Origin of the sequence: Oceanobacillus jeddahensis, from assembly GCF_000750635.1 — a bacterium.
Classification (GTDB): domain Bacteria; phylum Bacillota; class Bacilli; order Bacillales; family Amphibacillaceae; genus Oceanobacillus; species Oceanobacillus jeddahense.
This window is the reverse complement of record NZ_CCDM010000001.1, coordinates 1695821-1709522: the sequence shown is the minus strand read 5'-3', so window position 1 is coordinate 1709522 and position 13702 is coordinate 1695821. Positions and strand designations below refer to the sequence as shown.

At 37.4% G+C, this 13702-nt stretch carries 16 protein-coding genes; 6 read left to right on the top strand and 10 right to left on the bottom strand.

The window, feature by feature from the left end; translation table 11 throughout:
- Nucleotides 1-80 precede the first annotated feature (80 nt).
- On the top strand, nt 81-1427 hold the full coding sequence (locus BN986_RS07535; protein WP_040979041.1) for a glucose-6-phosphate isomerase: 1347 nt from the start codon (nt 81-83) through the stop codon (nt 1425-1427).
- Between the two features lie 397 nt (nt 1428-1824).
- Nucleotides 1825-3006 carry a MalY/PatB family protein gene (locus BN986_RS07530; RefSeq protein ID WP_040979040.1) on the top strand — a complete coding sequence of 394 codons (1182 nt, stop codon included), beginning with the start codon at nt 1825-1827 and terminating at the stop codon, nt 3004-3006.
- Nucleotides 3007-3114: 108 nt separating this feature from the next.
- Here the strand turns inward: BN986_RS07530 and BN986_RS07525 are convergent, their stop codons facing one another.
- From BN986_RS07525 to BN986_RS07515, 3 genes are all read right to left on the bottom strand, one after another.
- Complete coding sequence (locus BN986_RS07525) at nt 3115-3723, bottom strand: superoxide dismutase family protein (RefSeq protein WP_040979039.1); 609 nt, start codon at nt 3721-3723, stop codon at nt 3115-3117.
- Nucleotides 3724-3797: 74 nt separating this feature from the next.
- A complete protein-coding gene (locus BN986_RS07520; protein WP_040979037.1) occupies nt 3798-4010 on the bottom strand; it encodes a hypothetical protein in 213 nt (70 codons plus the stop codon).
- Nucleotides 4011-4103: 93 nt separating this feature from the next.
- Complete coding sequence (locus tag BN986_RS07515; RefSeq protein WP_040979036.1) at nt 4104-4367, bottom strand: phosphocarrier protein HPr; 264 nt, start codon at nt 4365-4367, stop codon at nt 4104-4106.
- Nucleotides 4368-4575: 208 nt separating this feature from the next.
- Here BN986_RS07515 and deoD point away from each other — a divergent pair, with 208 nt between their 5' ends.
- Nucleotides 4576-5283, top strand: coding sequence for a purine-nucleoside phosphorylase (deoD, locus tag BN986_RS07510; RefSeq protein WP_040979035.1), 708 nt, complete (start codon nt 4576-4578; stop codon nt 5281-5283).
- 141 nt (nt 5284-5424) lie between these two features.
- Nucleotides 5425-5904: a divergent PAP2 family protein gene (locus BN986_RS07505; RefSeq protein WP_040979034.1), complete on the top strand. Its 480-nt coding sequence runs from the start codon at nt 5425-5427 to the stop codon at nt 5902-5904.
- A 73-nt stretch (nt 5905-5977) separates the two neighbouring features.
- Here the strand turns inward: BN986_RS07505 and BN986_RS07500 are convergent, their stop codons facing one another.
- Both BN986_RS07500 and BN986_RS07495 read right to left on the bottom strand, forming a co-directional pair.
- Complete coding sequence (locus BN986_RS07500; protein ID WP_040979033.1) at nt 5978-6289, bottom strand: YuiB family protein; 312 nt, start codon at nt 6287-6289, stop codon at nt 5978-5980.
- 121 nt (nt 6290-6410) lie between these two features.
- The gene (locus BN986_RS07495; protein WP_040979032.1) at nt 6411-7619 is read right to left on the bottom strand and encodes an NAD(P)/FAD-dependent oxidoreductase; all 1209 of its coding nucleotides are present in this window, start codon (nt 7617-7619) and stop codon (nt 6411-6413) included.
- Between the two features lie 603 nt (nt 7620-8222).
- On the opposite strand from BN986_RS07495, the gene BN986_RS07485 reads away from it, so the two are divergent.
- Nucleotides 8223-9206 carry an NAD(P)/FAD-dependent oxidoreductase gene (locus BN986_RS07485; protein WP_040979029.1) on the top strand — a complete coding sequence of 328 codons (984 nt, stop codon included), beginning with the start codon at nt 8223-8225 and terminating at the stop codon, nt 9204-9206.
- 94 nt (nt 9207-9300) lie between these two features.
- On the opposite strand, the gene BN986_RS07480 is transcribed toward BN986_RS07485, so the two are convergent.
- The 3 genes from BN986_RS07480 to BN986_RS07470 form a co-directional block, all read right to left on the bottom strand.
- Nucleotides 9301-9657: a HesB/IscA family protein gene (locus BN986_RS07480; protein ID WP_040979028.1), complete on the bottom strand. Its 357-nt coding sequence runs from the start codon at nt 9655-9657 to the stop codon at nt 9301-9303.
- A 78-nt stretch (nt 9658-9735) separates the two neighbouring features.
- A complete protein-coding gene (gene dapF / locus BN986_RS07475) occupies nt 9736-10590 on the bottom strand; it encodes a diaminopimelate epimerase (protein ID WP_040979027.1) in 855 nt (284 codons plus the stop codon).
- Between the two features lie 20 nt (nt 10591-10610).
- Entirely contained in the window at nt 10611-10937 is a 327-nt protein-coding gene (locus tag BN986_RS07470; protein ID WP_040979026.1) for a YuzD family protein, read from the bottom strand.
- A 175-nt stretch (nt 10938-11112) separates the two neighbouring features.
- On the opposite strand from BN986_RS07470, the gene BN986_RS07465 reads away from it, so the two are divergent.
- Nucleotides 11113-11337 carry a NifU family protein gene (locus BN986_RS07465; protein WP_040979025.1) on the top strand — a complete coding sequence of 75 codons (225 nt, stop codon included), beginning with the start codon at nt 11113-11115 and terminating at the stop codon, nt 11335-11337.
- 268 nt (nt 11338-11605) lie between these two features.
- Here the strand turns inward: BN986_RS07465 and BN986_RS07460 are convergent, their stop codons facing one another.
- Both BN986_RS07460 and BN986_RS07455 read right to left on the bottom strand, forming a co-directional pair.
- The gene (locus BN986_RS07460; RefSeq protein ID WP_040979024.1) at nt 11606-12571 is read right to left on the bottom strand and encodes a 2-hydroxyacid dehydrogenase; all 966 of its coding nucleotides are present in this window, start codon (nt 12569-12571) and stop codon (nt 11606-11608) included.
- Nucleotides 12572-12651: 80 nt separating this feature from the next.
- Nucleotides 12652-13617 (bottom strand): hypothetical protein, encoded by a 966-nt coding sequence (locus BN986_RS07455; protein ID WP_040979023.1) that lies wholly within the window; start codon nt 13615-13617, stop codon nt 12652-12654.
- Nucleotides 13618-13702 lie beyond the last annotated feature (85 nt).

The window sequence follows — 13702 nt, the reverse complement described above, 5'->3', positions numbered from 1 at the left end:
GGTCTTTCTTCTTGATTTCATCACATTAATAGCTTAAAGTAGAGACATATATGGAAGCAAAATTAAAGGGGGAAAGATCTATGACACATGTATCTTTCAAATATGATAAAGCACTTTCATTCTTTGATAAAGAAGAGATTAAAAACTTATCTCCATTTGTATTACGCGCCCATCAAATGATCCATGAAAAAATTGGTGCAGGTAATGACTTTTTAGGTTGGATTGACCTGCCTAGAAATTATGATCAGGAAGAATACGCACGTATTAAGAAAAGTGCGGAAAAAATTAAAAATGACTCTGATGTTCTTCTTGTAATCGGGATTGGCGGTTCATATCTTGGAGCAAAAGCAGCTTTAGAAATGCTGAACCATTCTTTCCAAAACCTTCTTTCTTCAGAAGAAAGAAAAGCACCTCAGGTTATTTTTGTTGGTCATCACTTAAGCTCCACTTATATGAGTGAGCTGACGGATTTACTAAAAGACAAAGATTTCTCTATTAATGTTATCTCTAAAAGCGGTACAACAACAGAGCCTGCAATTGCTTTCCGTATTTTCAAAAAGCTGTTGGAAGAAAAATATGGCGAAGAAGAAGCGACAAAACGTATTTATGCAACAACAGATCGCAGAAAAGGCGCTTTAAAAACTACAGCGGACGAAAGCGGTTATGAAACATTCGTCATCCCTGATGATGTCGGGGGACGCTATTCGGTATTAACGGCAGTGGGGCTACTACCAATCGCAGCCAGCAATATTGATATAGATGCCATGATGAAAGGTGCACAAAATGCAATGGAAGACCTGGCTGCTCCAGATGTATACAGCAACCCGGCTTATCAATATGCAACGGTTCGAAATATCCTGTATCAAAAAGGGAAAACAACTGAATTACTCATTAATTATGAGCCGGCTCTTCAATACTTCTCTGAATGGTGGAAACAACTGTTTGGGGAAAGTGAAGGAAAAAATCAAAAAGGGATCTATCCGTCATCCGCAAACTTCTCAACAGATTTACACTCTCTTGGACAATATATTCAAGAAGGAAGAAGAAACATTTTCGAAACCATTCTTCATGTAAATGAAGCCAAGAAAAATTTAACGGTTGACGAAGAAGAAAATGATTTAGACGGCTTAAATTATCTGGCTGGTAAAAGTATTCATGAAATTAATGACAAAGCATTCCAAGGAACATTATTAGCACATACAGATGGAGATGTTCCAAATCTGATCATCGAAGTACCAAGGCTGGATGCTTATACTTTCGGCTATTTGGTTTACTTCTTTGAAAAAGCATGTGCTGTGAGCGGCTACTTACTTGGCGTTAACCCATTTGACCAGCCTGGTGTAGAAGCATATAAGAAAAATATGTTTGCATTACTAGGCAAACCTGGTTTTGAAGCAGAAAAAGAAGAGCTTGAGAAAAGATTATAAAACGAAACTTCATTTAGTGGGAGTTAGCTCACCTGATCTCCCGCCTAAATAAATTTATTTTCGCTCTTTATTTGGAGGCGGGAGTTTTACGGGCGGTTCTCCGTGATAAACTTTGAAAAACTGGTATTCGCTCAGAAAAGGAGTGAATGCCAGTTTTTATTTATCCGCAAAAAAATGAAAAGTTTTTTTTAGATTTTTGGTTTATTCTTTTTTACAGCGGGTATTACTATAATTGTAAGGCTTTCTCGTATTCCCCCTGTAGGCAGAGCGTATAACGCTTTGCTTTTTTTTGCTCTAAAACAGTTATTCATTAAACAAGTTTTAACATTGCTTTCTATATTTTTTAAAAATCTTTGTTATAATAGAAAAATGAATGATGTAAGGAGGCAGAAAAAGAATGAGTATTTTTGAAGAAGTACATGATCGTAAACAAACAAAATCCATGAAATGGGATATGCTGCAAATGAAATTCCAGTCAGAAGATGTTCTGCCAATGTGGGTAGCTGATATGGACTTTAAAGCTCCAGAAGCTGTGAATCAGGCGCTAATCAAACGTGCTGAACACGGAATTTATGGATATACCGTAATTGATGAAGATGTTACATCTTCTATTACAGATTGGGTTAAAAATCGCCATGGATGGGCTATCCAAGCGGATTGGTTAAACTACAGCCCTGGCGTAATCAACACGCTACATATGGCATTACAAGCATTCACAGAACCAGGTGATAAGGTTATGATCCAAACACCTGTATATACTCCTTTTTATAATATTATCAACGTATTAGACCGTGAAATTGTAAAAAATCCTTTAGTGTATCAGGATAATTACTATACCATTGATTTTGAGGACATGGAAAACAAGCTAGCCGGCGGCGTGAAAGCATTTATTTTATGTTCTCCGCATAATCCGGTAGGACGTGTCTGGACAGAAGAAGAACTTCGTAAAATGGCAGAGCTGTGTTTACAATATGACGCCATGATTTTCTCCGATGAAATTCATGCCGATTTAGTTTTTAAAGGACATAAACATCTGCCAATCGCCAGTTTGTCCGAAGAAATCGCTGATCAAACCATTACTTGTATGGCTCCATCTAAAACATTTAATTTAGCCGGCTTGCAAGCTTCCTATGCGATAACATCAAATAAGCAGAATAAACAAAAACTGGAAAAAGCTTTTCTTCGTCAAGGGTTAAATAATTCCTTAAACGGAATGGCTGTAACGGCAATGGAAGCTGCTTACCGTCATGGAGAGCCCTGGTTAGAAGAGCTGTTGGAGGTTGTTCAAAGCCATACTGCTTACATTAAAGAAAGGTTTGCTGCGGAAGCACCAGAATTAAAAGTAACAAAGTCAGAAGGAACATACCTTGTTTGGGTAGATTGCTCTGAATTAAATATGGATAAAAAAGAATTAAATCGATTTATGATTGATACAGGACGTGTCGGCTTAAATGCCGGACAGGATTATGGGGACGAAGGAGACGCTTTTATGCGCATTAATGTGGCATGTCCCCGTGCTACTATTGAAGAAGGTGTAAAACGGATTATCCATGCCGTGGAATCATGGAGAAATTCTTAAATTAAACCGAAAACAAGAAGACTGCCTTTCCTGATTGGAAGGCAGTTTTCTTATTTCTTCGAGGTTAGATAATGATACTTTCAACTGATCGATTTACAGCATGTCCTTTTATCCATTTTCTTCATTCTCTTGTTTATCATTGTTTTCTGTTGGATCTGTCGGGGCATTCTGCTCTTCACCACTTTCAGCATCTTCGCTGAGCACTCCGCAAATGATCCGGTCTCCTGAGTTACCGGCTGGCTGGCTCATGCCGTCATCCACCCCATCATGAATAATTAAAGAGGTGCCGTTATTCGCAATCAAGCTGTTTTTTCCTTGTTTTAATGTCGCATCAGCAATAATTAATTCTTCCTGAACATTTCCACTTTCATCCGCTTCAATATTTGGAAGATCTCCAACATGCGGTCCATCCGTCAGCAATAGACCGTGGTCTTTACCATCTGGATTAAAGTGACTACCACTGGAGGAAAAGTCAGGAGCTTCACACCTTCCGTATTCATGGACATGTATCGCATGAAAACCAGGGCTTAACCCTTCTACTTCAACATTTACAGATACACCGCCGTCTGTTTCATTCAATCTGGCTGTCCCCACACGGTCCCCATCTGCATTATACATCTCCACCATTTCTGAGTTTTCATGCGGTAACAAGCATCCTGATAAAAGAAACAGCATCAGCAGAGAAATTATCAATAATCTTTTATTCCATCTTCGCATCAGTAAGCTCCTTTGCCTTTTTCCATAGTTTTAGCAAAGGTGCTATTTTTTAATCATTAAAAACTCCTCAAATCTTATTGATTAGAGGAGGTATTTGTCACATTCTTATTCTTTTGTGTTTGCTTTAATACATCATGATATTCCTGCTCAAAACGTTCCTGATCTTTCTTTGATTTTTTCATTACCCACCGCATAACTACTACTGCCAATGCAATAAAAATTAGCAATGATATCGCTGCAGGAATATACTCCATTTTATCTTCCGGAAAATAAAGGAATGGCATCATAAAACATTCACACCTTTCTGAAGACAATTTCCCCAAATAATCTATGTATAAAAGCGCCCCGGAAATCAGGACGCTTTTATACATATTGTAAAATTATTCACCTAAATGTTCTTTGATTACGTCAGAAATACCTTGTAACGCTTCAGCTTCGTCTTTCCCATCAGCACTTACTTCAATTTCAGCACCTTTAGGAATTCCTAAAGACATCACACCCATAATGGATTTAAGGTTAACATTCTTACCTTTATAGCTAACTTCAATTTCAGAATCAAATTGACCGGCTTTATTCACCAGTAAAGTAGCTGGACGTGCGTGGACCCCAGTTTCTGCAGTAATTTTAAATGTTTGTGCTTTCATTATATACAACATCCTTTCTTTTTTGAAAACCTGTATCGTTTATGTACCAAATTATTTAATTCACATAAACCTATGTTCTATTATATACAAAAATCACGAAATATGAAATATAAATATACTTTTTTTGTGGAATTAGCTTCATTTGTTTTTCAAAAAACTTTGTGATACCTTTATCTTAAGGATGAAACTAATAATGGAGGTATATGAGATGAGTGTACATATTGGAGCAAAACAAGGAGAAATAGCAGATAAAATTCTATTACCCGGAGACCCTTTGCGAGCAAAATATATCGCTGAAAATTATTTAGAGGACCCGAAACTTTATAATGAGGTCAGAGGTATGTACGGTTATACAGGAACTTACAAAGGGGAACGCGTTTCTGTACAGGGAACAGGCATGGGAGTGCCTTCTATCTCCATCTATGTAAATGAGCTTATTCAAAGCTATGATGTCAAAAAACTCATTCGTGTCGGCACATGTGGAGCAATCCAAAAAGATGTCAATGTACGCGATGTTATCCTGGCACAGGCTGCCACGACAGATTCACAAATGAACCAGCTTGTTTTTAACGGCATTGATTATTCTCCTATTTCTGACTTTACGTTATTAAAAAATGCTTACGAAGCTGGTACAGAAAAAGGTTTGCAATTACGTGTCGGAAATGTATTTACAAGTGACACTTTCTATCGGGATAATGCAAAGGAAGTTAATGAATTGCTTGCTAAATACCAAGTACTTGCTATCGAAATGGAATCTACTGCACTATATACATTAGCAGCGAAATATGGTCGTCAAGCATTATCTGTTCTCACGGTATCTGATCATATTATCACCGGTGAAGAAACAACAGCGGAAGAACGTCAAACAACATTCCATGAAATGATGGAAATTGCACTAGATACGATTATTAAATAACTTTCAGCAGTACATGTAGTTTCAACCTGTAAGATCAAAAATGACTGTGGTGGGCTGACTGGGCTTTCTTTTAATCTGATACAGCCTATAGTAAGATAACAAAAAATTGATACGTTATTCAGGAAGGAAGTACCCTCATACATGACATTATTAACGAATTTTCCATTATGGGCTGCATTGTCTGCCATCGTGTTTGCACAAGTGATAAAAATACCGATTAAACTGCTTTTCACTAAAGAATTTCAGCCTGGACTTGCCTTTAGTACTGGAGGTATGCCCAGCAGTCACTCCGCAGCGGTTGCTTCTTTAGCCACTGCCATCGGAATTGCAGAGGGAGTATCTTCAAGTGTCTTTGCACTTGCTTGTATATTTAGTGTCATTACGATGTTTGATGCTTCCGGAGTACGCAGGCAGGCTGGTGAACAAGCAATTGTTATTAACCAGCTCGTTCGTGATTTTCAACTAATTACTTCCAGCGCAAAAGGCTGGAGTAAAAAGAAAGAAAATGAAAAAATCCAAGAGCTGAAAGAATTACTGGGACATCAGCCAATAGAAGTATTTTTTGGTGCCATCACAGGAATTATTATCGCCTTCTCTCTCGCACCGCTCTTTTCTTATTAATAAAAAGCAGAAGACCAGACGCTTCCAATAGCGTTTGCTCTTCTGCTTTTTTATGTAATAGCATTTCATTGTTTTAAAACATTTGATAACCGCTTTTTCTTAAAAACCGGATAACAAAACCAGATACAACCGTTCCGATAAAACCAGATAATAAAATCACAATGTCAGCAACGGTTAAGGCGACAATTCGCTCTCCAAGCGCCGAAAAAGATTCTCCCGGACTGGTGAAATAGCTGAAAAAAGAAACATTATCTATAATAAATATCATTAGAACCGGATATAAGCACGCCATCAGCCATGTTTTTCTTAATAACATATTTAATATAAATGCAATACCAAAAAAGATAACAAAATACAATACAACAGATACAACAAGTTGAACCATTCTCTTCCCTCCGTCCTTTCTAAGGATGCATACAAAGCACATTTTATCTTAAAATGACAAAAAAGCAAAGCAGCATCTGCCAACCTTTGCTTTTTTGTCACTATATTTCTAGCAATATTACTTATAACAAATGAAAGTTTCCCTTTTTCAGCAATAACTGCCATCCTCCTAATTGAAATAAATAATAATTGTCAGAAATTCGTTTTACTAATACTGCTTTCCAGCCAAATACTCTTCTATTTTGTATAGCTGCTACTCCGTCATCTCGTCCTAACGTTGCAAGCACCCCTTGCTTGACTGGACGGCAAGAAATAAGTTCTTTGTTTCTGAGTTTTGAAGCGATATTTTTGGCAGCTACAGCAGCCTCTTCCAATGCTTTTTTTGCTGTTGGGAGAACTTCTTCACCGTTTTCATCCACAGCGTAGGCATATTCTCCAACAACAAATATCGAATCATCTATTGTGGTATGCATATTGGGATAAATTTCTATTTTTTTGTTTTTCAAAATCAGTCCTGCTTTTTCAAATACAGGATTAGCTTGCACCTCGCCAGTCCAAATAAAAGTGGCTGCAGAAATAGTATGTTCTTTTCCTTCTGATTCATAAATAACTTTATTAGCCTGACATTCTTTCAGTTTCGCATTATGGATCATTTCTACTCCTCTGGATTGCAAAGATGTGGCTGCATAATGTACCAATTTCTCATCAAAACCTGGCAGAAAAGACTTACCTTCCTCCAGCATATACAGATGAACTTGTGTTTTCTCAATATCATATTCCCTGCATATTACTGGTATTTGATTAATTAGCTCTCCGGCAAATTCAACTCCAAGAATTCCTCCACCGCCAATCACGATATTTAAACTGCTCTCATCCTTTTTAATAGCATTCGCATAGCTGGCAAAATTATATTCGATATGTTCACGGACAAAACGGGCACTGTTAATATCGGTAATAGAATAAGCATGTTCATCCAGTCCCGGAGTCCCCTCTGCCCGAGGTTCAAAACCAAGACCGATCACAAGTAAGTCATAGTGTAATTCCTTATTTTTAAGCTTAATCTTTTTAGAATTTCTTTTGATTGAAACAACTTCATCTATAATAAAATTAATTTTGGAACGATTGATGATATCTTTAATTTTTATTTTGGAGTGATCCTGATGTAATGTACCAGCAGCATTTTCATGCAGACAGCTTGCTTGAAAATGATAATCATATTTATGAACTAACGTAATCTCTGCTTCATTCTTTCCAAGCTGTTTCTGAAGCTTTACTGCTGTCATTATACCTCCATAACCCGCTCCTACTATTACAATATGCGGTTTATTCATGGCTTTTCACTTCTCCTATTATTTATTATCATTTGTGCTAAAAACTCGAAATAAAACATACTTTGTCACATAAATAACTTCATTTTGTAACCAAACTGTAATATTACTCACCTATCTTATATGTTCTGCTAAAAAATAGCAAGTCTTAAAATCTCTTTTTTTATCCATACTTATGAACTCAACTTTCGCACCTAAGAATGAGCATATATATCTTGCTATCTCAGTATGAACATGCTCTCCAGTACCATGCTTGCTTTTGGTTACATATCCGTCCATTTTGGAATCGGTGATTGTGTATAGCACCGCTTCGGCCAACCACTCCGCTTTCCGCCGCAGCGGTGCTTTACACTTCACCTTTTATTCTTTGTCAAGGGAGTTATCAAAAGAACGATCAATTCCTGTTTCTATGGAAATAAAGTTACTTTTAAATGGCGGCGGAAGTTGAGTTATGAAGAAAAGCGCAGACATGCACACAACGTTTGATTTGCTGTTAAAATAAGATTTCTTTGAATTATTCGTTCTTTTGAAACGATATAATACAAACTAAAACGAGTTTATGATACCATAGGATGGGTAAACGTCTAGAAAGAAAAGAGGTATTGTATGGATAAAGTTTTTGATGTAACGATCATTGGAGCTGGACCCACTGGCTTATTCACAGCCTTTTACGGCGGCATGCGTCAAGCTAGTGTTAAAATAATTGAAAGCCTGCCTCATATTGGAGGGCAATTAACTGCGCTATATCCAGAGAAATATATATATGATGTTGCAGGATTTCCAAAAGTCCGTGCACAGGATCTTGTCGATCAATTGGAAGAGCAAGCAAATTTATTTGATCCGGAAATTGTGCTTGGACAAGCTATTGAGACGGTAGAACGATTAGAGGACGATAGCTTTCGCCTTATCTCTAATACTGGAGAAGAGCATTTGACAAAAACCATCATTATCACAGCTGGTAATGGTGCATTTCAGCCCAGAAGATTGAATGTGGGTGACAGTGAGGCATTTGAAGGCAATAACTTACATTATTACGTGACAGATATGAATAAATATCAGGATAAACATGTTGCTATTTTAGGCGGAGGAGATTCAGCTGTCGATTGGGCACTGATGCTTGAGAAAATAGCTTCTAAAGTAACATTAATACACCGCCGCGATCAATTCCGTGCACATGAACATAGTGTAGAGCAATTACAAGTATCTACTGTAGAAAAGCTGACACCCTATGCTCCTACAGCGATTGTCGCAAATACTAAGATTGAAAAGCTTATTTTACAAAAGATAAAAGAAGACGAATTAGTTGAATTAGAAGTGGATGACGTTATTTGCAACTATGGTTTTATATCGAGTCTTGGCCCGATAAAAAACTGGGGACTGGAAATTGAAAAAAATAGTATTGTTGTTAATTCTAAAATGGAGACAAACATTCCGGGGATCTACGCCGCTGGGGATATTTGTACGTATGATGGAAAAGTCAAGCTGATTGCAACGGGATTTGGCGAAGGTCCAACAGCTATTAATAATGCTAAAAACTATATTGATCCAAAAGCAAGAATTCAGCCAAAACATTCTACGGCCATGTTTTAATATCGTTTATACAGAAAACTTGGCATTCGTTTAAATTTTATATTTTCCTAGCTTGTAAAAAAGATTGGCAGAAAAATACTGCCAATCTTTTTTATTAACAATCGCCAGGTGCGCCGGCGTTCTGTGCTGTACGGAAAGATGAGCCACAACCGCAGGATATAATCGCATTCGGATTATCTATGCTAAATCCGCCACCCATCATATTTTCTTTATAATCAATCTTTGTACCTTCAATAATCGGAATATCCTGATTAAAGAAGACAATTGGAATATCATTAATGGTTTCAACAATATCCAATTCCTCATTAACCTCATCTGCAAACCCTAATGAATAAGATAATCCGCTGCATCCGCCGCCTTTTACACCAAAACGGAGAAGCGATTCTTCCGGTTCTTCTTTCATCATTTCTTTAATCTGTGCGCTTGCACGATCAGTCAGTTCAATGATCATCTTCTGAACCTCCTTTTTTCCTTCTATATCCTATAACTTTAGTATACACCCACACTTGTCAGAATCAAGTAATTCATTTTATGCGTGATAAATTCCTGATGCAATCGTTTCTGCTCCACCAGTCATCCAAATATGACCATCTTGCTTCCATTCAATGATTAAATCTCCACCTGCTAAATGAACAACAACCTTTTTACCTTTTTTCACTCTATTATTTAATGTAGCTGCTACAACAGCTGCACATGCTCCTGTTCCACAAGCTTCCGTAATACCAGATCCGCGCTCCCAGACTCGGAAATGTATTTCTTCATCAGATACGACTTCGATAAATTCTGTATTAACTCCTTCAGGAAAACGTTCATCTTTTTCAATAATCGGTCCTAGTGTTGTCAGCGGAGCATGATCAATCGCATCTACCATTGTTATTACATGTGGATTTCCCATGGAAACTGCTGTTACACGGAGCGTTGTATCTGCCACCTGAAAAGGTTCATTAATAACGGTTGTTCCTGCTTCTCCAAGCATTGGAATCTGTTCTCTTTGTAAAATCGGTGCTCCCATATCAACCGTTATTTCTTCAACTTTCCCCTCATCATTTACTTGCACCATAGCCTGAACAATATTCGCTTTTGTTTGAATAGTGAATTCTTGACTATCGACAATTCCTGTTTCATAAGCGTATTTAGCCGTACAGCGCAGTCCATTCCCGCAGTTCATTCCTTCCGAACCATCCTTATTAAAAATACGCATGCCTACATCAGCATTTTCTGTCGGATGAATCAGAATCATTCCATCTGAACCGATCCCTGTATTCGGATTTGACATATTAATGGCTAATTCAGATAACCTGTCTTCAGGCAATACTGTATGAAAAAGATCAATATAGATATAATTATTTCCTAGTCCATGCATTTTTGTAAAGGGTATTTTCATTTTCTATTCTCCTATTCTGCTTATCCTTCTTTTTCTTCCAGTCCCAGCTCATCCAGTGCTTGATAAATTGGCTTTAAACGCGGAATACCTTCCGCAACCATTTTATCATTTATCCATATAATTGGATAAAACAGATCTTCCTCCACTATTTTCTCAACATATGCCTGGTGGCCAATATCTGATGGCGGCTGATTTATATCAATATATTTATATTGAATACCTTCAGAAGTATATTTTCTTCCAATTGCTGCTTGAAGCCATTCATACGTATCCTTTGAGCTTGGTGCACCGACACAGCTTGCACAAATCTGCTCGCTTCCATAGACGGTTATCACAATCGTCGCCATGTTACACACTTCCCTTCAGAGTGCTTTGTCTTTTAACACATGCCTATGTTAATTATTTTACAAAATAAGCGGAAAAAGATAAAATAAAATTAACCAGCTAATTGAAAATCATTTTCAAATAGATTTTTAGACTTAACCGCGTTATAATAGATTTGTGGGAAAGGAGTAGGTTAATGTGGAAGAGCAAGTACAAGAAGTATTAAGCAAGCTTCGTCCATTTTTATTACGTGATGGTGGAGATGTAGAGTTAGTTGACGTTGATGATGATGGAGTCGTTTTACTTCGCCTCATGGGAGCATGCGGTAATTGCCCAAGTTCAACCATTACATTAAAAGCAGGAATTGAACGTGCATTAATGGCAGAAGTTCCTGGCGTAACAGAAATCGAACAAGTTTTTTAGTTTACTTTAATATAGAACGGAGCGGTCTTTGGTATTACATAAAGCCCCTCCGTTTTTATTTATATCTTTATTAAAAATAAATCTTCTGTAGGAGTCGGACAAAAATTCAAATTTCCACAGAAGAAAGTTTCGCATACGTGTCCATAAGTACCCTTTTTGTAGTGAGAAGTATCCCTTAGACGGTTAAGAAAACAAGGTCACTTCATCTCCTGATTAACTTAGTTAAGGTTTTGCAGGGACTAACTTCCCGCTAAATCTTAACCGGGTTTTATGAAACTGGTGTAATTGCTTCCTTTCCACTGACTACTGCTAAAATGTTGTCCATGCATAACTCGACCATTTTTGTTCTTGTTTCTACACTGGCAGAACCAATATGCGGAATACACACTGTATTATTTAAACCAACCAGCGGGTGATCTGCTCTAATTGGCTCCTCTTCAAAGACATCTAACCCTGCCGCTTGAATTTCACCAGTTTTAAGCGCGTTTACTAACGCTTCTTCGTCTACTACTTTTCCACGTGAGATATTAATAAAAATAGCACTTGATTTCATTTTTTCAAAAGCAGCTTGATTAAATAATTTATCTGTTTCCTGCGTATGCGGGACAACGGTTACAATAAAATCAGAAGTCTCTAAAAGTTCATCAAAACTTACATATTTAGCATTTAATCGCTCTTCAGCACCTTTTTTACGGGAGCGGTTATGATACTGGATGTTCATGTCAAAACCACTTGCACGTTTAGCGATCCCTTCTCCGATTCTACCCATACCTACAATACCAAGTGTCTTCCCATAAATATCTGTACCAGCAAAGAAAAAAGGCGCCCATGATTGCCATTTATCCTGCTTCACCCATTCCTCCGCTTCTACGATCCTTCGAGCAGTACTCATAATTAGAGAAAATCCTAAATCTGCTGTTGTTTCCGATAAAACATCCGGCGTGTTCGTCACCGTAACATGATGTTTTTTACATGCTTCAAGGTCGATATTATCGTAACCGACAGCCATATTAGCGACGACTTTTAAATTCGGAGCTTTAGATAGTAAATCCTCATCAATGGAATCACTTAATACTGCAAATAAAGCAGTAGCATCAGCTACCTCTTTATAAAGTGTCTCTCTTGGTACAGACTCTTCCTCTTTTTCCCACATCCGAATGTCTAGCTGGTCCTGATAAGGTTCCAAATATGATGCATCAATTTTGCGGGTAATATAAACCTTTGGCTTGGACATATCCTAGTATTCTCCTTCCCTCGTTTAAATCATTTTTATTGGACTTTTTGAACTACCTCTTTTAGAAACTATTATATTACTTACAACCAGCTTATCATAGGTATCCGCCAATCGGAAACATCAACACCTACTGTTTCATAAAATCGTGCCAACCTTCTCTCATATACTTCTTGATGCTTTAATAATTGCCCCAGCGCTTGAAAATTAGGATACTGGAAGCCGCTCTCCAAAAAATCATAGAGATGAATGGGGAAAAACAATCTGGCAAAGATAAGCCTCCATGCAAATACGGATAATGGCTGATAATTTTGATAGTCATTTAAAAACTGATTTATTTCTCCGTCTGATTTATTTTGCAAAAAAGCATGACGGATATACTCCGCAATATCACGTGTTGGATGATCATATACAAGTTCATCCGCCCAAATAACCTTTTTCTCAGAGGTGCTCCACCTGGCAAAAGCAACGGTACTCTGATCTGTTTGTAAAATACGCTGTTCTTTCTCACTTTCCCGCAAGTATTGAATCGCATTTTCACTAATTCCAACGATATATGGTAAAATATCCATGACTTCAGATAAATATTTACTTGTTCCTTCTTCTTTTGCCTGTCTCGTCAATTCTTCTTCAAAAAAAGTCAATTTTTCTTCCCAAAGCTTTTTCCATAAGCCATAGCTCGAAATCGTCTTCGGTTCATACTGAAACATGCTGCCAATACGATGAATATCTCCAAGCATTTTCCCTGCAGTTTCATGATTTAAGGTTTGTGAATAATCTTCTAACACAAGAACCATCCAAAGATCATTGGCATGATTCGTAAACCATTCCCCATTTATATTCCGAATTGGATAAGCAACGTTGTATAATCCATTTTCTTTTAAAAAGTAAGCTAATGTTGCCTGTTCCATTAATATCATTTCCTTGTTCCCGGCTGGAATGGTAAAATAATGATAATGTTCTTTCTGATAAGCTTCACGCTCTTCGATGAATTGCTTCCCTTCCACTTGGATCGCATATTGACTACGGAGCATTTCTGACATAGGCATCAACAAACTCCCCCTTATCGTATATATTAAATATATGAAGGAAATGACTATACAATCATATTAAATCGAAAAAAGGTGTGTTTTA